Here is a 20,559-nt window from a genome sequence, read left to right on the forward strand (position 1 = left end):
CAGGCATAGCAATAATAAATACCTATTTTACACTACGCGCGCCAATTTTTGGCGCGCTATTGCTGCGGAAAAATCATGAGCTTATTGCTGCTGGTGCTTATTCTTGCTTATGTCGTGCTTTCTGTACTGGCATGGCGGTTCTGGCAACGTCATACTGATGTGCCTTATCCGTTGCGGGGTGAGCAGTCACTGTTACTGCTGATATTGCTGCTGCATACCTTTGTTGTATGGCAGCCAATGTTGCAGCAGCATGTACTGCTGGTGGGGTTCGGTCAGGCACTCAATCTGATTACCTGGTTAATGGTAATGCTGTATTGGGTGGGCAGTTTTCGCTATCGCCTGCAGGGATTACAGCTGGCGCTGTTTCCCTGTTCGGCACTCGTACTGCTGATTGCCTTACTGCTGCCCGGACAGGCTATTGCTTATCCGATGCACAACACAGCATTCATGATACATGTTTTGTCGGCATTGCTGGCTTATGCCCTCTTTGGCATTACAACACTGCTGGCTGTGCTCATGCTGGTACGCAATCATTATCTGCACCGGCGTAAAACTGTTCCGCAGCAATCATTCCTGCCGCCTTTGCTGGCTATTGAAAAATTAATGTTTCAAGGCCTGCAGGCGGGTTTTGTGCTTCTGACTATAGCGGCTGTCAGCGGCACAGTATTTTCCGAAGCTGTATTTGGTGAGCCGGCACGTTTTAATCATAAAACGGTATTCGGCGTGCTGTCATGGATAATCTATCTGGTTATCCTGCTCAGACATCATATGCAGGCATGGCGCGGGAAAAAAGTGGCATGGTGGGTTATTGTGTCATTTGTCAGCCTGATGCTGGCTTATTTTGGCAGCAAGTTTGTGCTGGAAATTTTGTTTTAATCTTTTTTGTAACTAGTTTCACCCTGATTTGTAACCATAGGATATTTGAATGAGTGACTTACAATCGTCAGTTGACAGCCCGAAGCAGAGCGCAGCTGAACAGCGTTTAGCCACACCTGAAGGACGACGGGAATTTATTAAGGCAACACTTTCCTGCTGGCTCGGAACCACCATGGAGTATGTGGATTTTGCTTTATACGGCCTAGCCGCAGGGCTGGTATTCGGAGATGTATTTTTTCCGGGAGAAACGTCCACAATTGCTCTTCTGTACAGTTTTGCCACTTATTCAGTCGGCTTTGTTGCCCGCCCGATCGGTGCCATATTTTTTGGCCGTCTTGGCGACCTTAAAGGACGTAAATTTGTACTGGTAACCACTATTGCTCTGATGGGCATTTCCACCACACTGATTGGTTTTATTCCTAGTTATGCCACTATTGGGATATGGGCACCAGTTCTTTTAGCTATACTGCGTTTTATGCAGGGCTTTGGAGCCGGTGCAGAACTTTCCGGCGCTACAGTAATGCTGGGAGAATATGCACCACCCAAACACCGCGGTCTGATTGCTTCTATTATTGGCATTGGTTCTAACAGTGGTACACTGGTCGCTTCGACTGTCTGGCTGTTAGTGTTAATGCTGGATAAAGAAGATGTAGCCAGCTGGGGTTGGCGGATACCATTTATTCTCAGTGCACTGATTGCTCTTGCCGCTACTCTTATTCGCCGCCATGTACGGGAAACTCCGGTATTCGAGCAGGAACAAAATGAAGTTAAACAATCTCAGGTGCAAAAAACTGAAATATCAGTTTCACAAGTTACTGAAACAGATGAAAGCATTCCCTTTCTTGCACGTGTTAAAGCATTTCTAGCAGCTAACAAAGCATTTTTTATTATGCTGGGCTTGCGTATCGGTGAAAACGGCCCATCTTACCTGGCGCAGGGATTTGTTATCGGCTATGTGGTCAATTTTCTGAAAGTGAATCAAATTGTTGCTACTTCTGCGGTATTTGTTGCTTCTTTGTTAGGCTTTTTTGTGATTCCGTTTGCCGGTTGGTTATCCGATCGGTTTGGCCGCCGTATTGTTTACCGCTGGTTCTGTTTTCTACTGATGCTGTATGCTGTTCCGGCTTATATGTTTCTGGAAACACGAGATCCTTTTATCGTAGCCAGTATTATTGTTATTGGTATGTGTCTGGCGTCACTGGGTATTTTCGGTGTACAGGCAGCCTATGGGGTAGAACTGTTCGGGGTGCGTAATCGTTACTCTAAAATGGCTTTGGCTAAAGAGTTCGGAGGCATTATGTCTGGTGGTATTGCGTCATTAGTTGCCTCAGCATTGCTGAAACATTATGAGACATGGTGGCCGATTGCAATTTATTTTGTAGTGATGGCAGGTATTGGCTTTATAACTACATTCTATGCTCCGGAAACTCGCGGACGCGACCTAAATGCAGTAGAAGACGCCATTTAACTGCTTTAACAAATTGATAGAATCACCAATAACGGAGTCAGTTACTGACTCCGTTATAATTGAAGCACAGGTAAATATTTATGAAGCGTATCGTAATTGATTGTGATCCCGGTAATGGTATTGCAGGCGCGAATGTAGATGACGGGCTGGCGCTGGCGCTGGCACTGGCTGCAGATTCAATTAAACTGGAATTGATTACCATTGTGGCCGGTAATACACCACGGGATACCGGTTTTCAGGTAGCGCACCAATTAATGCAGGAATTGAATCAAAGCATCCCGGTAGTAAAAGGAGCTGCTCAGGCATTACTTGAACCGGCTGCCCCATGGCGAGAACAACTGGATAATAATGTACGCAAACAGGGATTATTGTCTTTATGGGACAATCTGCCACCGCTGCCGCCATTAAATGATCACAGTGCGCCACATGCGGCTCAGGCAATTGGTGAACTGGTGTGTAAGAACCCCGGTGAAATTACCGTGGTGGCTATTGGTCCGTTAACCAATATTGCCCATACCATCCAGCTTTATCCTGATTTTGCCCGGTCTGTTGCCGAAATTGTCATCATGGGCGGTGTATTTCAGCTGGACAGCTACCTTAAGGACACCAACTTCGCTGTTGACCCTGAAGCAGCCAAAATTGTTATCGAAAGTGGAGCCAATATTACCCTTGCACCGCTGGACGTAACTACACAGACACTGCTCACCCATCAGGATCTGGATAAACTTCAGAGCTTTGCCAATCCGCTTGCAGATTTTATTGTCCGTACATCACGTCCGTGGATAGACTATTCTATTCAGACACGCCAGCTGGCCGGTTGCTGGATTCATGATGTATTGTGTGTCGCCAAGCTGATTGATGAAAGCATTGTTACCAGCTCACCTTATATTGTTGATGTATCCACTGCGCGAGACTGTACCCGTGCCAGCAGCCGTCGCTGGAAAGAGGGTGCACTCAGACTGACTGTCGGTATGCCCCCAGTCAGTCATCAGCCTGTTAATGTAATGGAGCAGGTAGATAATCAGCGTTTACTTGAAATTATATTTAATGCATTAGGTCAGTATCGCTGCTAGAAAATATTAGAATATCTTACAGTAATAACAAAAATCTGTTCTAATACCGCTATAATAAATATTTATGGTTTTAATAACCATCATGATAACGATAATCCGCATCAGAATATTGCATTTGTTTATTTCAGTGTTAGCATAGGCACGCAATACAAGAGAAATTAGCAGGTTTACCATGTATAAATTAATTATCAATATTTCTCTTCCTGTTTTGTGGCGACAACAAAACAGGAGAGCATAATGTTAGCTAAAATCAGTCAGAAATTACCTGAATTATCTTCAGCAGAACGCCGGGTTGCTGAATGTGTACTGGCGCAGACCAAGTGGTTTGTACACGCAGCTGTAGCCAATATTGCTAAAGAGGCACGTGTCAGCCAGCCTACGGTTATCCGTTTTTGCCGCAGCATGGGCTATAGCGGGTTGCCTGAATTTAAACTTAATCTTTCTGCCAGTATCGGTCATGACGGCATGCCATATGTCCATGAAGAACTCAATAGCACAGATTCTATGCAGGACGTGCTGAATAAAGTTATAGCCAGTACCGCAGCCACAGTGCTTGGCAGCCGTAAATCTCTTAATGCGGCTGACTTGGAAACCGCAGTCAGGCTGATGGCCAAAGCGCGCCGTATAGAATTCTATGGGGCAGGCAATTCAGGTATTGTCGCAATGGATGCTCAGCACAAACTTTTCCGTTTTGGTTTGTCTACAGTTGCCTATACCGATAGTCATGTACAACTGATGGCTGCTGCCGTATTGTCACCACAAGATGTGCTGGTTGTTATTTCGCATTCAGGTTCTTCACGAGATTTACTTGATGCAATTAAAATTGCCAAGGGTAACGGCGCCAAAGTAATCGCTCTTACCCGTGCCGGATCACCCGTCGCACAAGCCTGTGACTGTGTCATTAGTGTTGTTACCCCTGAAGACAGCGAAAAATATACCCCGATGATTTCCCGTCTGCTACAGCTGATGGTAGTTGATATGCTGACTATCGGCCTGGCCTTGCATCTGGGCGAAAATGTAAGCGAAATGCTGGCAAAAACCAAGGCAGGAGTTAAGCTGAAATTTTTACAATACTAATTTCAGCAGAAAAACAGCTTTTAGTATGATTCACTATCAGCCAATATGATTACCTGTATGAAGTTTCTGCCGGTTGTCAGCGGGTTTGCATTGTCTCCTCGGGCACGGTATTTATCTTAAATTATTACAACGAAATGAGCGCTAGTGAGTAACAAAACCCGTCAAATTAAACGTCAGACCGAACAGCAGAAAAAGGTTAAAACTTCAGAAGCGGCTACGCAGCAGAAAAGAGGCTCTGCCATTCTGGTAGGCATTATTGCTATTTGTCTGCTTGCCGGAGGGCTGTATATCGGCGGCTGGTTTAATCTGGTTACGCCGGCACAGATTCAGCAGTGTGAAACAGCAGTCAGACAAACATTTCCACAGGCTGCTGATCAGAATGTCTTGCTGCCCAAATGTAATAATCGCCATATGATTGAAGGCATGAGCAGCCCGGGCAGCCAGAAACTGAGTTCTAAACAGATACTGGACAGTCTGGATGTGGGCAAAACTGTTGATTTAGTTTCCATGTTTATCGGTGGTGCGCTGATTGGTGCGGCTATTGCTGCATTTGCAGCCAGCTACCGTATTTTCCAGCGCAAGCTTGGTAAAGATACCGATTGATTTAAAAGCGTACTTTACAGCCTAAATTCTATAAAAACTGGTTAATCAATGTATATGCAGTATAATTAATCATTATTTACTAATAAGATATGGTTTGTACATGAATAAAAAAACTATCCGTTTATTGCTGGCTCTGGTGTGCAGTTTATTTTTCAGCCTGAATGTCTATGCCCAAAAATCCTTTAAACCACAAAATGGTGATCTTATTTTTCTGGAAAATTGTGACGGCGGTATGAATAGTGCCATTAAGGCTGCTACCAGTGGTCTGACCGGATACAATTTTACTCATGTCGGAATTGTCTGGCAGAAAAACCCAAATCAGTATTTTGTTATTGAAGCCACCACTCCTGAAGTCCGTATCACATCACTGAAAACATATCTGCATCCCAAAAAAAAATGTCAGCCGCGAGCAGTAGTGGGCAGATTGAAAGCACCTTATCAGGCACTGATTCCTTCTGCTCTGATTTATGCACAGCAAAAAGTAGGTAAAAAATACGATGATGCCTTTGATATCACCAACGATCAGTATTACTGTTCTGAGCTGATTTATCAGATATTCAAAGAAGCCAACAACGGGCAGGAAGTATTCCCATTACGCGCAATGACCTTTAAGTCTAAAGATACTGGTGAATTTCCTGATTACTGGGTAAAGCATTTCCAGAAAATGGGTATTCCGATACCTGAGGGTCAGCCCGGAAATAATCCGGGCGATATGTCCCGCTCTGATTTAATTGATATTGTTCATTACTATTAGTTATTAACCAACAGACCGGCATTAATTATGCTGGTCTGTTTCATTATAGAAACTAAACTTTATCCGGCACATACCAAATTAACCAATCACTAATCATGAGTCAGATAAACGGATTAATACAGATATCCGTACTATTCCTGAATAATGAAAATTAATAGCATCAAAAAATTGTATATTGGGTTAGCAGTCTTAAATTTATGATTAGCAAAATGACAAATGTATTTTTAAAGAAAGAAATTTATATATCAATTCAGCATCATTTTATTAATAGAATAGAAAAGCAAATAGATAAAATAATCGAATTGTAATTAACTTGCATAAAAAATTCAGAAATAGAATATTATTATTGCATAAAATTATTTATTTTGTACCGAGTTCACCCGCTTAAGCTGTATTTCATTATCTATATTGGTATTTTATGTTTACGTTGTGTAAATATCCTCTTTATAATACACAACACTAAATTTACACCGGAAAGCACCAAACTGTGTCATCGTCTGCCCTATTACAATCAGGACAGGAATTTAAAAGAGGGTTGATTACCGCTTTGCCGGTTATGCTGAGTTTTATTCCGTTTTCATTGGTGTTAGGTGCGCAGGCAATTCAAAAAGGAATGCGTACCGGTGAAATTTCACTGCTTACTGCGGTAAACTTTGCCGGTGGTTCCGAATTTGTAGCGGTTAATTTGTGGACTTCACCCCCGCATTTAGTCTTAATTGCTTTAATGACACTACTGGTAAACAGTCGCCATATTCTGATGAGTGCGGCACTAACACCTTATCTAAAAGATCTGCCCAGACGAAAAGTATTTTCTGCGTTGTTTTTAATGTGTGACGAAAGCTGGGCGCTGGCATTTACTGATGCGAAAAACTCACCAAAGCAGAAATTCAGCTATTATTTTTATCTTGGTGCCGGCATAGGTCTGTATGTCGTCTGGGTCGGATTCACAACTGTGGGTGCACTTATCGGACCGGTAATTGGCGATGTTACTCATTACGGTTTTGATATGGCCTTTGTGGCAGTGTTTCTGGTTTTACTCAAAGGAATGTGGAAAGGTTTTACTGCAGCTATTCCATGGCTGGTGAGCCTGCTGGCGGCGATTGCCGGCTATCTTTTCCTGCCTGGTGCATGGTATGTATTACTGGGTACAATATCAGGCTTAACTGTAGCTTTTATCATGGCAGCGTATGATTGATTTATCAGCTTTACTCACTATTCTGGCCATGGCAGTAGTTACTTACATCACCCGAATCAGTGGTTATCTGTTATTACGCAAGCGTAAGCTTAGTCCGCGCCTGACCAAAGTCCTTGAATCCGTCCCCGGCTGTGTCCTGATTGCCGTAATCGCTCCTGCCTTTGCCACAACCAATTCAGCTAATCTTTTAGCCGTTATCATCACGATATTACTGGCGTGGCGATTTTCACTGTTACCAACAGTGGTGTTCAGTATCGCTATTACGGCTTTTTTGCGTCACTATCTGTTCAGCTAAATATTGCGTATTCCTGACCCAATAACAGTAATAATTTATAAAAATATATTAAAAACAGTCTGTTTGATAGTACAAATATGGCATTTTCATATAAATAAAAAATCAATTCCTATAAGGAAATGCTGTGTAACAACGACTTCAAACCGGCGCAATTATCATCAATTTCGATTTATTTTATTTGTTATATTTTGTTTTTTAAGAAAATAAAATTTATTAATATCTAAAATGAATAATTTTTGTACTGATAAACAGGGCTGGGTAGACTTAAATTTTTCCGCTAGTATATCAATGTATGTTGGAGTTAATTTATTAATTTAATTGCATAATGATAAAGGAAAGAACATGAATAATACATTAATAGAAGCCATTGAAAAACGTCGTACCCAGTATGCACTCGGCAGGAATATTACTCAGGCACAGGAAGAAATAACTGCTTTAATAGAAGAAGCCATTAAACTGTCTCCGTCAGCTTTTAATTCGCAAAGTTCACGTGCTGTAATCCTGTTTGGTCAGCAAAGTGAAAAATTCTGGCATATTGTCATGAATGAATTGCGTATCATAGTACCTGCAGACAAATTTGCCCCCACAGAGGCCAAAATTAATAGTTTTGCGGCTGGTGTCGGTACCATATTATTTTATGAAGATCAGCAAATCATTACCAGCCTGCAACAGCAATATCCCAGCTATGCTGAGCAGTTTCCTGCCTGGTCGGAACAGGGAAGCGGTATTGCCCAGTTTGCAGTCTGGTCTGCTCTGGCAAATGCCGGCATCGGTGCCAGCCTGCAACACTATAACCCTTTGCCCGATGCGGCAGCTGCTAAAGAATGGCAGATACCGGAAAGCTGGAAGCTGCGTGCAATGATGCCTTTTGGTTCCAATGAAGCATCTTTCCCTGAAAAAAGCTTTATTGATGATACGGAACGATTTAAAGTATTTTACTGAATTAGATAATCAGATATCTGCATAAAATAAATTCCGAAATGCTGCCGGCCGGATCAGAATATCTCTGATCCGGTTAGATTTTTATCGATTTTTCGCTTCGGAATGATAATTTTAGCCCTTTTTGAACAATTAGAACTAATATTGCTTTTTTATTATAATAAAAAAATAAAATTTTAAGATTTTAAATAAATCAATTTATTATTGATTATAAAATAAAAATTTAAACATAAAAAAAGCTAATACTGTATTTTGATATAATTTTTATATCTGAAAACTTTTATATAATTCATTAATTTTAATTAAATTAAAAAAATTATTTTAAAACATATATTTATATAATATTTAATATCGATTTAATGCAAGTTTCTATAAAAAATACTGTTACTACTAAAGTTATTAAGTATATTTATGTAAATGATAATAGAATATTTAAAGTTGTAATTAACTTTAAATAACGTTAAAATTAACTAGTATTAACATTCATTAAGCATAAATGCGTATAAAAAACCCAGTTTTATTGTTAAATCTATTAGGGATAAGTCTGTTACAAGCCAATGCTGCATCAATGAACGAAGCGGCTGAACAGATAGATAAGAAACAACAGCAGCAAATTATACGCGAGCAGCAGCGTCAGCAGCAATTCCGGCAGCAAATGCAGCCTGATGTAAACGTACATTTGCAGCCTGCGGAAGAAAATCTGTCTGGAACAGGTAAACTGATAACAGATGAAACTCCCTGTTTTGCTATCCAGGACATCCGTCTGGTCGGAGAAGATGCAGGTCATTTTCAGTTTGCCCTGAAAAAAGCTCTTCGTCAGAGTCAGTTTACGCCCGGTATGTGTCTGGGCGGAAAAGCGATAAATCAGATTATGATTCTGGCGCAAAATGCCGTTATAGAACGTGGCTATACCACTACCCGTATTCTGGCCAGTCCGCAAGATATTAATAGCGGGCAATTACAGCTGAGTGTTATTGCCGGACGGGTTCATGCTATTCGTTATAATCTGGATGATTCTGCTTCCAAACATGTTGGTCGTATTCGCCATATTCAGAATGAATTTCCGGTCAGGGCTGGTGATATTCTGAATTTACGTGCATTGGAGCAAGGGCTTGAAAACCTTCGCCGAGTTCCGACTGCTGAAGCCGATATTCAGATTGTGCCGGCAGACGAGCCCAATCAGAGTGATATAGTAATAAGCTGGTCACAGCGTACCGTGCCAATGCGTTTAAGTTTCAATATAGACGATTCCGGCAGTCATTCAACCGGACGTTATCAGGGAGGTGTCACCCTATCGGTAGATAATCCTCTTGGATTAAGTGATTTATTCTACATCAACTACAATCATGATCTGGGTAGCAAAGACAGCTATTTTGACAGTGATGGCAATCGTACCGGCAGTGGTACACACGGCTATGCCCTGCATTACTCAGTTCCTTTCGGTAACTGGCAGATTGCCTTCAACCGCAATCATTACCGCTATCATCAGGCAATAGCAGGTTATAACGAAAACTATGATTACAGTGGTAACAGTGACAATACCGACCTGGGTTTAACCCGTATGCTTTACCGCAACAGCCATCGCAAAATCGATGTTACCGCTAAGGTATGGAAACGCGAATCGCATAATTTTATTAACGATGCCGAAATTGAAGTTCAGCAGCGTCATACTGCAGGCTGGGCTGTCAATCTGAATCATCAGGAATATATCGGTAATGCCGTCGTCAATCTGGGGCTGGGCTACAAGCGTGGTACTGGCGCGGATAACAGTTTGCGTGCACCTGAAGAAGAATTTGGTGAAGGTACTTCACGCATGAAAATCATTACCGTAGATGCCGGTTTATTGTGGCCGTTCACGCTGGGTAATCAGCAGTTAAGCTATGACAGCTCCTTTCACGGACAGTGGAACAAAACACCATTAATTACCCAGGATCAGCTTTCCATTGGCGGCCGTTACACCGTGCGTGGTTTTGATGGCGAAGTTACCTTGATGGGTGAGCACGGCTGGTATTGGAATAATAACCTGAACTGGCAATACAAAGGCCGCCATCAGGTATATCTCGGACTTGATGTCGGCCACGTTTCCGGGCCGTCAACTGAAATGCAGCTGGGAAAAACACTGGCTGGAGCAGTTATCGGCTTTAAAGGACAAATCAAAGCCGGCGGACAATGGTATTACGACATCTTTGCCGGTAAACCAATATACAAACCGCAATACTTCCGTACGGACAGAACCAATGTAGGCTTCAGTCTTAATTATTCAATGTAAATTGTTAAAGAAACAAAAAATGGCTATGAATTAAAGATATAAAGCCAGATTTAAGAGGATCAATCATGAATAAAAACCGTTATAAAATCATATTCAATAAAAAAAGAGGCATGCTGGTAGCCGTAGCAGAAAACACCACTCGCGAAGGTAAAAGCACAGCCGACCGCAGCAGCAGTAACAGCATTACCGGCAGCCTGCTGGCCAAACTGCCATTAATCACCGGCTCTATCCTGTTAGGACTGGGCTTATGCGTACTGACCGGTAACGGAGCCATAGCGGCCGACATTCACGCAGATACATCTGCACCTAAGAATCAGCAGCCCACCATATTACAAACTGCCAATGGTGTACCACAGATAAATATTCAGACTCCAAGTAAAGGCGGCGTGTCCGTCAATCAGTACCGGCAGCTGGATGTAAATCAAAAAGGTGCTATTCTCAACAATAGCCGAAAAAGCATTCAGACACAGCAGGCTGGTTGGGTACAGGGCAATCCCTGGCTGGCCAGAGGCGAAGCCAGAGTCATCGTTAACCAGATTAATAGCAGCAATCCCAGCCGGATTAACGGCTACATCGAAGTAGCCGGTAAACGTGCCGAAGTTATCATGGCAAACCCCGCCGGAATCAATGTTAACGGAGGCGGCTTTATTAATGCTGCCGGTGTAACACTGACTACCGGCAAACCCATACTCAATAATGGTAGTCTGGATGGTTTTCAGGTACGTGAAGGCAATATCAGCATCAACGGACAGGGGCTGGATAGCCGGGGTAGTGATTACACCAATATCCTGACCAAAGCTGCTCAAATCAATGCCGGCATCTGGGCAAATAATCTCAATATTATTGCCGGCAGCAACGATATTACTTCGCAGGGAGCAATTACGCCCAGCTATCCGGCTGAGAACTCAGCCCAGAACCGGGTAGCCATAGACAGTAGCAAACTGGCCGGTATGTACGCAGGTAAAATCACACTCGTCAGCAACGACAAAGGTGTCGGCATTAATAATGCCGGTCAGATATTTGCCGGGGCAGGTGGCGTACAGATTAGTGCCGATGGCAAACTGAGTAACAGCGGCAGCATCGTTGCTGCTGATAAGAGCAGTGTCGGCGCAGATAGTGCCGCAGCCGCCATCAAAGCTGACAGTATCAGCAACAGCGGTACTGTCTCCAGCCTGGGTAAACTGCAATTACAGAGCCGGCAGCTGGACAACAGTGGTTTAATTACCAGTGCTGACGAACTGAATATCCGTAACCGGCAACAACTGGATAATCAGGGAGAAATCAACGGCGGCCGTCTGGACATCATCAGTGACAGCCTTCATAACCGTAACGGCAAAATTATCCAGAGCGGTTTGCAGGCGTTGAGTCTGGAAACAGATAAACTAAGCAACGAAAACAACGGTCTGATTGGCTATGCACCAGCAGAAAGCAGCACAGAACCAGCCCCTGACAAACCGGCTAACACCGGAGAACCGTCAGACAGTAATACCAATCCGCCAAGCAGTGCAACAGCAACAGGTCAGACCAAACCTGCGCTCAGCCAGCCTAAACAGTTTGCAGCCGGACAAATCATCAGCCGGCAGGAAATTATCAATGATAACGGGCAGATTACAGGTAACGGCGGCATCGATCTTAATGCTCATAACGGATTGAGTAACCATGCTAATCTGCATCTGAATCACCTTCAGGTAAGCGGAGATTTGCTGGATAATACTCAGGGCAAACTGATTGTCAGACAGGCACAAATCAAAACTGACCGGCTGGATAACCGGCAGGGTGAAATCAGCGGCAGCGAGCAGTTACAGTACGCAGGAAAAGTACTGGATAACCGCCATGGTCGTATCCAGTCAGCCGGACAGATAGAAATTAACAGCGCAGAAACAGATAACAGCAATAGCGGCGTAATAGCAGCCCAGAACAAATTACAGCTTAATAGCAGCAGCTACATTGATAACAGCAATGCCGGGCAGTTGTGGAGCGGCGGTCAGACAGAGCTGGAAACAGACAGTCTGAACAACAGCAGCGGAGCGATAGACAGTAACAGCCTGAGGATAGATGCAGCAAATCTGAATAACCGGCAGGGTGCTGTCCGCAGCATAGCTGATCAGCAACTGAAGATACAAAATCAGGCAGATAATCGTGACGGACAAATTGGCAGTAATGGTCAGCTGACTATTTATGCTAAAAGCATAGAAAACAGCAATGGTAAAATCAGTGCCGGTAAACAGGCAGATATATACAGTAGCGAATTAAACAATCAGCAGGGTTCAATAGATGCAGAATCCATCCGGATTAGCAGTAATAATCTGAATAACAGACAAGGCGCTATACGTGCCAATGAAAAAATCGATGCCGTAATTAACCAGTCTCTCGTTAATCAGCAGGGGCAGATAAGCGCTCTTAAAGACATATCAATTAGCGGTAACGGCACTGATAACAGTGGCAATAATCTCCATGTGGATAATAGCGATAATGGCCGGATTATTGCCGGACAGAATCTTAGTCTGCATGCCAAAAATCTCAACAACCAAAGTACTATTGCTGCCGGGAATGATGCAGATATTGCACTGATTGATGATTTCAGCATTGATACAGATCTGAGTGCCGGTCATAACCTGAGTATCAGCAGTCAGGGAAATATCAGTAATAGCCATACCGTAACCGGCGGCAATAGCGTAATTATCAAAGCGGCGAACATCAGTAACCAGACCAATGGGATTATTCAGAGCAACAGCCATACCGAACTGAACGCAGCTGACAGCATTACTAATCGCGGCCTGCTCAATAGTAACGGTACTACACTGATACATTCGGGCAGCAGCATCAACAACATCGGTACCGGCCGTATTTATGGTAATCATGTGGCTATCGGTACTCATAACTTGTTTAATCAGGAAGAAAACACCGGTACCGAAACCAAAGCGGCAGTGGTAGCAGCCAGAAACCGTCTGGATATTGGTGCTTCCAATATCATAAATCAAGAGCATGCTCTGTTATCCAGCGAAGGTGATATTGCTATCGGAGGCATTCTGAATGAGCAGCATCAGGCCAGCGGTATGGCAGAAAGCCTCACTAACAGCAGTGCACGGATAGAAGCGCAGGGTAATGGCAATATTGCAGTTAAACAATTGAAAAATCAAAATAACCACTTTAGCGTAGAAGAATATCTGGAGAGCAGTAAGAAAATTCATCAGTATCAGGAGAAAGGTAACCCTGAAATCTGGGTAGATGGTGTAGACGGTAAATATAAAGAAGAAAGAAAAAAAATCAGTTTTACCTTTAATGATAAAAGCAAGAAAGTATGGAAAAAATATTCAGTATCAAAACTGCACTGGTGGGATTTCAAGCGTGATATTTATAAACAGAAAGTAACTGAAACTCAGCCCGGAGAAATTATTATAGGCGGAGATTTGACCGTCAGTGGTGAACACTGGCTGAATGACAACAGCCATATTATCGTTGGTGGCACCTTGCAGAGTACAGATAATCTGAATCTGGAGAACAAAGAAACCAAAGGCCGGCAGCGAGTAGAAGAGCATGGAAAAGAGGGTGGCTATAAATATGTGAATAAAAAACTGTCAAAGGGAAAAATTAAAACGAATGGAGAAACCTCGTATAACAAAACTATCATCAGCAGCCATGAATTTGAGACTCCGGTCAGTGTAGTGCAGCAACACACCAGCACAGGAACCAATCAGGCACATGCAGAGCAGGTTCAAAACAATAACCAGCTACAGCAGCAAGATAAAGCACAGACACAGTTAAACAGTCACAACCAGAACATACAGACCCTCAGTGATTACACTACCAAACTGCCTAACAACAGCCTTTATCATATCAGTCCGGACAATAGCGGCTATCTGGTAGAAACCGATCCGGCCTTTACCAACATGAGAAAATGGCTGGGCAGTGATTATATGCTCAGCGCTCTGGGGCAGAATCCCGAGAATATGCAAAAACGGCTTGGTGACGGCTACTATGAACAGCGGCTGATTAACGAGCAGATAGCTAAACTGACCGGTTACCGTTATCTCGAAGGTTACAGCAATAATGAAGAGCAATATAAAGCACTGATGAATGCCGGTATCGCATATGCACAGAAATTTAACCTGACACCGGGAATAGACCTGAGCCCTGAGCAAATGGCACAACTGACTAGTAACATCGTGTGGATGGTCAGCCAGACCGTCACTCTGGCAGATGGCAGCCAGCAGACAGTACTTGTACCCAAAGTGTACCTGATGGTTCACAGCGGAGATGTCAATGACAACGGCAGTCTCATCAGTGCCCGCAATATTAACCTGCAAAATAGCGGTAATATAAATAATCAGGGCACCATAGCCGGTCAGAATATTACCAGTATCGGTGCACAGAATATCAGCAACAGCGGTACTATCAGTGGCAGTAAAGTTGGTCTCACTGCCAAAGAGAACATTGACTTTAATGGCGGAGTAGCCACAGGTAAAGATCTGCTTAGTCTGAAAGCCGATAAAATCAACCTCAGCAGCACTACCGTCAGCTATGGAGATGAACATAATGGCGGCACCATTATTGACCGCACCGCAGGATTATATGTCACTGGTGAAAAAGACAGTGTTCTTAGTGTGGCCGGTATACACGGTATTACCAGTCACGGTGCCGGCATTACCAATACAGCTGAGAATGGCATTACTCAGCTTAGCTCCGGAGAAGGTAGTATCGATCTTAATACAGTGACCACTGCAACCAATATGGCTTCAGGCAGCCGCAGCGATAAAAATCACTGGATAAACCGTTATCAGAATGAAACCGGTACCAGCATCAATGCCATCGGCGACATTAACATACTTTCCGGAGAGCAACTCAATATCAGGCAGGGTGACATCAACAGCCTTCAGGGTAATATCAACCTTTATGGTAAAAACGGCGTTAATATCAGCGAAGGACGCCAGCAAACTGAGATGGATCATTCTACATATATTAAATCCAGCGGGCTGTTGTCGAAAAAAACCAGTCTTGATCAGTATCAGGCCGACCATGATGAAGCTGTATCCAGTAATATTACCGGAGCTTTAATCAACATCAGCAGTGATAAAGACATCAATATCCGTGGTAGCAACGTCATCTCTGATTTCGGTACCATTATGCAGGCGGGTAACGATATCAGCATCAGCGCAGCAGAAAATCATTATGCTGATCGTCAGTATCGCAAAGATACTAAATCCGGTCTGATGGGCAGCGGCGGTATCGGCTTCACTATCGGTAAACAGAAAGAAACTGACGATACCACCAGTAAATCTCTTGTTCACAGCGGCAGCAGCATCGGCAGCCTGTACGGAGATACCATTATCATTGCAGATAATCACTACAACCAGACCGGCAGCAGTGTGAGCACACCTGCAGGTAATGTAACCATAGCGGCTAAAGATATAAATATTGCAGCTGCGCAAGATGAACATAACCGAGACAATATTCATACTTTTGAAAAGAGCGGACTCACCGTTGCTGTCAACGTACCTGTGGTGAATGCCATCCAGACTGCGAATACTGCCATTAACCGCGTAGGTAAAAGTAAAAATGACCGCGTCAATGCCATGGCTGCCTTCAATGCCGGTATGGATACCTACAAAGCAGGCGAAGCTTTAAATAAACTTGGCAGCGATCAATCAGCAGACCAAAATGTCAGTGTCAGCATAACCATCGGTCAGCAGAAGAGTCGCAGTGAAAATCACACAAAAGATACCGTGGCCTCTGCCAGTCAGATTAATGCCGGCGGAACAGTCAATTTACTGGCAACGGGCGCAGGCAAAGACTCTAATATCAACATCATCGGATCAGATGTGGCAGGCAGCAAAGGCACCCATTTACAGGCAGATAACGAAATTAACCTGCTTGCAGCCGAACAAAGCCACAGCGAGCGCAGCAGTAATAAATCCAGCGGCTGGAATGCCGGAGTGGCTATCAGCTATGGCTCTGGTGGCACATCTCTGGGTGTTACAGCCGGAGGCAATCTGGGTAAAGGCCATGGTAACGGAGACGAAACCAGCTACCGGAACAGCCATGTCGGCAGCAGCAGCGGCAGTACCAGCCTCAGCAGTGGCGGTGCTACCAACATCATAGGTGCACAGGTAATTGGTAAAGGCGTGAGTATAGATGCAGCCGAGCTGAACATAGCCAGCCTGCAGGACAAAGCTAAATATGACAGTAAACAGGAGAATATCAGCGGGCAGGTTACTGTAGGCTACGGTGCATCGGGATCGGCCAGCTACAGCAAGAGCAAAATCAAGGCCGATTATGCCGGAGTAACCGAACAAAGCGGCATCATAGCCGGAGATGACGGCTATCAGATTAAAGTCAAAGGCAATACAGATCTGAAAGGTGCCATCATAACTTCTGCCAGTGCCGCAGAAGCAGCAGGTAAAAACAGCCTGATTACCGGCAGTCTTACCAGCAGTGACATCAAAAATCACAGCGATTACCGTGGCAGCAGTATTGGAATAGGTGCAAGTGGTAACTATCACGGAGGCTGGGATAATTCCAGCATAAACAACCAAACAGGCGAGAGTGTCAGCAACGTCAAAGGAACGGTTGGCTATGGTAGTGACAGTGGTCATACCAGCAGTATTACCCACAGCGGTATTAATACCGGCAATATCATCATCACTGATGAAGCAGTGCAGCAGCAGAAAACCGGCAAAACCGTAGCAGAAACCATAGCAGCCATCCATACTGATATCAGCAGCGAAGATTATGCTGATAAGGCCGGATATCTGCATAATAACTTTGATAAAGATAAGGTACAGAAAGAGCTGGATTTACAGCGTGAAATCAGTCAGGAATTCAGCGATAACATGCAGACAGCCTCTGCTATGATAAACAGTAAAAAAGATGCCCTTAAAGAAAAACTGAAAAATGAAGCACTGAGTCCGGAAGAACGTGAAAAATATGAAAAAGAACTGTCGCAGTGGAATGCAGGCGGATTACTGTTAAATGCGATAGGAGCAGGCCTGTCCGCCCCGACTAACAGTATAGGAGGGATAGTGGCAGCCACAGCCAGCCCGATAGTTTCATATCAGATAGGGCAGTACTTTAAAGGAAAAGATGCAGAAGGCAGCACTGCGCATCTGGTGGCGCACGCAGTAGTAGGAGCAGCAGTAGCGGCAGCAGGAGGAAATAATGCACTGGCTGGCGGACTGGCTGCGGCAGGAACAGAAGCTCTGGCACCGGTAGTATCGAAATGGCTGTATGGCAAGGAATCAAAAGATTTAACTGCAGATGAAAAAGCCACGGTTTCATCAATCATAGGGTTGGCTGGAGCAGCAACAGGAGCGGCAGTAGGCGGCAGCATGGCTGATGTGGCACAGGGGAATCAGGCCGGGCATACGGCGGTTGATAATAATGCACTTCGTAACAGTAAGGGGGAAAGTAAACTTAACACTCAGGAAAAAATATTAAATGAAAAACTGAAAAAAGCAGGTGTACAAAGTGCGGATGATTATCAAAGAAAATATGATGCATGCAAAACAGATCAGTGCAGGATTCAGGTTGAAAAAGAATATTTAAAGGCCTCTGATGAAGCAAATAAAATCATATTGAATTTGTATATGACAGGACAAATAACAGAAGAAGAATCCAAAATATTATTGACAAGCTATGCTAATAAAATGATGAGGGGGGCTGGAGAAAGTCAGCGTAGGTTTGGTTCACGCATATTTGATTTAAATGCAAATGAATGGATACCAGCGAGCGTAATTGGCAATGCAGATTTCAACCAAATTACAATGTTAAATCTAGTCAAAAAAATGAAACGCTCTGGAGCTTCTGACGAACAGATAGCCATAAGAGTATTCCAATATCAAATTGCTGGGAGCTACATAGGGTCAGTTAGTATAATGCAACAGCAAGTTGATACATTACTCAACTCAGGAGTTAGTGTTGAAACAGTTATACGTGCACTGAGCATGAAAAAAGGAAGGAGACTAACCAATGACGAAATAGGTTTGATAAAAAATAGATATTCTGTAATGATGCAAAAGCAGGGTTCTAAAGCAAAAGCCGGAAAGGGGACGAGTGCTGTAGATGATGTTGCTACAATAACCTCTAAAGATAAACTTTCAGGACCAACAGCGAATTGGAACAATTACACCCATGCAGAGGCTGTAATTAAAACAGGAAACTCTGGGAAGCTAGCAAATGCAGATAAAGCAGTAATTGATCCGAATAAAGTTACTTCTTATGCATTAAATACCGAGCATCCCGTAGGGGGAAACAAAGCAAAAGTTTTTGAGTCAGCTTTAGGATATAACCAATCAAACGCAAATGATCTAATATCAAAAATACAATCGGGAGCAAAAACAAATACAGCCATTCTAGGTAAAGCAGATAATCATGGTCAAAGAATTACTATTGATATGCCAATTACTGGACCGAATGGGAAAACAGCAACTGTTCGAACTGGTTGGATATATGATCCTGGATCATCAATACCTAGATTAACAACACTCTATGTAAAGTGAAGATATTATGAAATATTCCCTTTTTGATACAGTAAGTTTAACTGAAGATATTCCTGAGTATAATCTGAAATCAGGAATGATAGGTGCAATTATAGATGTTTATACTAAACCCGATGAATCATATGAAGTCGAGTTCTGTGATGAGAACGGTAGAACAATAGAGATACTAGCCTTATCACCAGATAAATTATCCAAGGTAAGCTAAAGCAATCCCCACCTAACCCGTGGGGATTTTGTTTTACCTCTTAGCTCAGCCCCTCAATCCTGATAATCAACAGCCTCGGCTGTACATCAATGATGACTGGCTGACTGGTGGTAAAGCAGGAAAGGGAATGAATGGTAATTCTCTGGAATGGAATTCTTGGCAAAACTACATAAGAATGATTCCTACCTAACTATTAGAGATTCTAATTATTATCTTTTAGACTTATATAACAAGTTGAATAAATAATTTACCCTACTTTATTGTTATGGTTATGAGCATACCAGCATAAAATCTGAGCTCCTCCAATCAATGACCATTCATGGTCAGTTGAATTGGAGGGTTAGGTCTGACCAGACTAGGTGTATATAACAAATGGTATAAAGTTATTTGGTTATAGGAAAAGTTGCTACTACACGACCTATAAACAATTAATTGCCAAAAATAAAAGGTAAAATAGGTTCTGGATTTACCTTTTGTTTTGGAAGTGTTAAGCAGCAGCAATTATAATAGAAAAATTAGAAGAATTAAATAAGCTCTTTAAATGTAAATAACAGAGTATTAGAACAAGTATAATAAAAAGCTATTTGTACTTGTTCTGTTATGTTTGTTTTTATTATATATTTTAAATTAACTACGTCTGCTGAAAGTTTATAAATGAGTAATATCAATATACTATGGAAAGGATATAAGAAAAGGATTATATATATTATCTTTATATTATGTAGCTTTTCAATTTTTGGGTATATAAAATGGATGGGGAATGGAAAATCTAGATATGAAATAGATAATAATGAAAAAGAATCAATAATAATTAAACAATTACCAGATATTCTTAAGCCATATTCATTTAATAAAGAACAAGTAATGATAACTAAAAATGGTTCAACAACGACAATTTATGTGATATTTAAACTAAAGTATGATGATTTTGAAAATAGAAAAAAAATTTCTAATACTGTTGATAAGAATAGTGCAAAACTAGGTTTTGAACATAACTGTCGCGGAGAAGAGATGATTATTACTTCTAATTTGGATGATTATTATGATTATGAAAGAGATCCAACAGTAACTGAAATACCGCTTCAAAGATATGCTGTTGTATGGCAATATCCTAGTTATGCATGTATTTATCAAAATCAAAAGCATCAGTAATATTCAATAAAAAATAAATATTTATTGAATAATGTAATTAATCTTATTGATTAAGGTATGGGATTTTAAAACCTAGCAGCCATCCATACTGATATCAGCAGCGAAGATTATGCTGATAAGGCCGGATATCTGCATAATAACTTTGATAAAGATAAGGT

14 protein-coding genes are annotated in these 20,559 nt (G+C 42.5%); all 14 read left to right on the forward strand.

Annotation, left to right across the window (positions count from 1 at the left end; all coding sequences use genetic code 11):
• Nucleotides 1–75: 75 nt before the first annotated feature.
• The 14 genes from H3U82_RS09230 (at nt 76) to H3U82_RS09295 (ending at nt 20,401) form a co-directional block, all read left to right on the forward strand.
• Nucleotides 76–876: an inner membrane protein YpjD gene (locus H3U82_RS09230; RefSeq protein ID WP_037394291.1), complete on the forward strand. Its 801-nt coding sequence runs from the start codon at nt 76–78 to the stop codon at nt 874–876.
• A gap of 49 nt (nt 877–925) precedes the next feature.
• A complete protein-coding gene (locus H3U82_RS09235; RefSeq protein WP_198210281.1) occupies nt 926–2,344 on the forward strand; it encodes an MFS transporter in 1,419 nt (472 codons plus the stop codon).
• Between the two features lie 80 nt (nt 2,345–2,424).
• The gene (locus tag H3U82_RS09240) at nt 2,425–3,417 is read left to right on the forward strand and encodes a nucleoside hydrolase (RefSeq protein ID WP_174830659.1); all 993 of its coding nucleotides are present in this window, start codon (nt 2,425–2,427) and stop codon (nt 3,415–3,417) included.
• Nucleotides 3,418–3,654: 237 nt separating this feature from the next.
• Nucleotides 3,655–4,494, forward strand: coding sequence for a MurR/RpiR family transcriptional regulator (locus H3U82_RS09245; RefSeq protein ID WP_198210283.1), 840 nt, complete (start codon nt 3,655–3,657; stop codon nt 4,492–4,494).
• Between the two features lie 144 nt (nt 4,495–4,638).
• Nucleotides 4,639–5,097, forward strand: a complete 459-nt coding sequence (locus tag H3U82_RS09250) for a hypothetical protein (protein WP_198210285.1) — start codon at nt 4,639–4,641, stop codon at nt 5,095–5,097.
• Nucleotides 5,098–5,197: 100 nt separating this feature from the next.
• A complete protein-coding gene (locus H3U82_RS09255) occupies nt 5,198–5,851 on the forward strand; it encodes a YiiX/YebB-like N1pC/P60 family cysteine hydrolase (RefSeq protein WP_084552807.1) in 654 nt (217 codons plus the stop codon).
• A 556-nt stretch (nt 5,852–6,407) separates the two neighbouring features.
• Nucleotides 6,408–7,046, forward strand: a complete 639-nt coding sequence (locus H3U82_RS09260) for an AzlC family ABC transporter permease (protein ID WP_198210308.1) — start codon at nt 6,408–6,410, stop codon at nt 7,044–7,046.
• Entirely contained in the window at nt 7,039–7,341 is a 303-nt protein-coding gene (locus tag H3U82_RS09265) for an AzlD family protein (RefSeq protein WP_198210287.1), read from the forward strand. Before H3U82_RS09260 ends, H3U82_RS09265 begins: the two co-directional genes overlap by 8 nt.
• A 342-nt stretch (nt 7,342–7,683) precedes the next feature.
• Nucleotides 7,684–8,283 (forward strand): nitroreductase family protein, encoded by a 600-nt coding sequence (locus H3U82_RS09270; protein ID WP_198210289.1) that lies wholly within the window; start codon nt 7,684–7,686, stop codon nt 8,281–8,283.
• Nucleotides 8,284–8,776: 493 nt separating this feature from the next.
• On the forward strand, nt 8,777–10,549 hold the full coding sequence (locus H3U82_RS09275) for a ShlB/FhaC/HecB family hemolysin secretion/activation protein (protein ID WP_198210291.1): 1,773 nt from the start codon (nt 8,777–8,779) through the stop codon (nt 10,547–10,549).
• A 65-nt stretch (nt 10,550–10,614) separates the two neighbouring features.
• The gene (locus H3U82_RS09280) at nt 10,615–19,044 is read left to right on the forward strand and encodes a hemagglutinin repeat-containing protein (RefSeq protein WP_198210293.1); all 8,430 of its coding nucleotides are present in this window, start codon (nt 10,615–10,617) and stop codon (nt 19,042–19,044) included.
• A 7-nt stretch (nt 19,045–19,051) separates the two neighbouring features.
• Nucleotides 19,052–19,249 carry a DUF4926 domain-containing protein gene (locus H3U82_RS09285; RefSeq protein WP_025331490.1) on the forward strand — a complete coding sequence of 66 codons (198 nt, stop codon included), beginning with the start codon at nt 19,052–19,054 and terminating at the stop codon, nt 19,247–19,249.
• 28 nt (nt 19,250–19,277) lie between these two features.
• Complete coding sequence (locus tag H3U82_RS09290; RefSeq protein WP_171991469.1) at nt 19,278–19,439, forward strand: hypothetical protein; 162 nt, start codon at nt 19,278–19,280, stop codon at nt 19,437–19,439.
• Nucleotides 19,440–19,903: 464 nt separating this feature from the next.
• Nucleotides 19,904–20,401 (forward strand): hypothetical protein, encoded by a 498-nt coding sequence (locus tag H3U82_RS09295; RefSeq protein ID WP_084552518.1) that lies wholly within the window; start codon nt 19,904–19,906, stop codon nt 20,399–20,401.
• Nucleotides 20,402–20,559: the final 158 nt, after the last annotated feature.

Source organism: Snodgrassella sp. W8132 (assembly GCF_016100865.1).
Lineage (GTDB): Bacteria > Pseudomonadota > Gammaproteobacteria > Burkholderiales > Neisseriaceae > Snodgrassella > Snodgrassella alvi.

What these genes read in the sequence shown, in the direction of transcription:
- H3U82_RS09230 (WP_037394291.1), top strand. Translation starts at nt 76, where the DNA reads ATGAGCTTATTGCTGCTGGTGCTTATTCTTGCTTATGTCGTGCTTTCT.
- H3U82_RS09235 (WP_198210281.1), top strand. Translation starts at nt 926, where the DNA reads ATGAGTGACTTACAATCGTCAGTTGACAGCCCGAAGCAGAGCGCAGCT.
- H3U82_RS09240 (WP_174830659.1), top strand. Translation starts at nt 2,425, where the DNA reads ATGAAGCGTATCGTAATTGATTGTGATCCCGGTAATGGTATTGCAGGC.
- H3U82_RS09245 (WP_198210283.1), top strand. Translation starts at nt 3,655, where the DNA reads ATGTTAGCTAAAATCAGTCAGAAATTACCTGAATTATCTTCAGCAGAA.
- H3U82_RS09255 (WP_084552807.1), top strand. Translation starts at nt 5,198, where the DNA reads ATGAATAAAAAAACTATCCGTTTATTGCTGGCTCTGGTGTGCAGTTTA.
- H3U82_RS09260 (WP_198210308.1), top strand. Translation starts at nt 6,408, where the DNA reads ATGCTGAGTTTTATTCCGTTTTCATTGGTGTTAGGTGCGCAGGCAATT.
- H3U82_RS09265 (WP_198210287.1), top strand. Translation starts at nt 7,039, where the DNA reads ATGATTGATTTATCAGCTTTACTCACTATTCTGGCCATGGCAGTAGTT.
- H3U82_RS09270 (WP_198210289.1), top strand. Translation starts at nt 7,684, where the DNA reads ATGAATAATACATTAATAGAAGCCATTGAAAAACGTCGTACCCAGTAT.
- H3U82_RS09275 (WP_198210291.1), top strand. Translation starts at nt 8,777, where the DNA reads ATGCGTATAAAAAACCCAGTTTTATTGTTAAATCTATTAGGGATAAGT.
- H3U82_RS09280 (WP_198210293.1), top strand. Translation starts at nt 10,615, where the DNA reads ATGAATAAAAACCGTTATAAAATCATATTCAATAAAAAAAGAGGCATG.
- H3U82_RS09285 (WP_025331490.1), top strand. Translation starts at nt 19,052, where the DNA reads ATGAAATATTCCCTTTTTGATACAGTAAGTTTAACTGAAGATATTCCT.
- H3U82_RS09295 (WP_084552518.1), top strand. Translation starts at nt 19,904, where the DNA reads ATGAGTAATATCAATATACTATGGAAAGGATATAAGAAAAGGATTATA.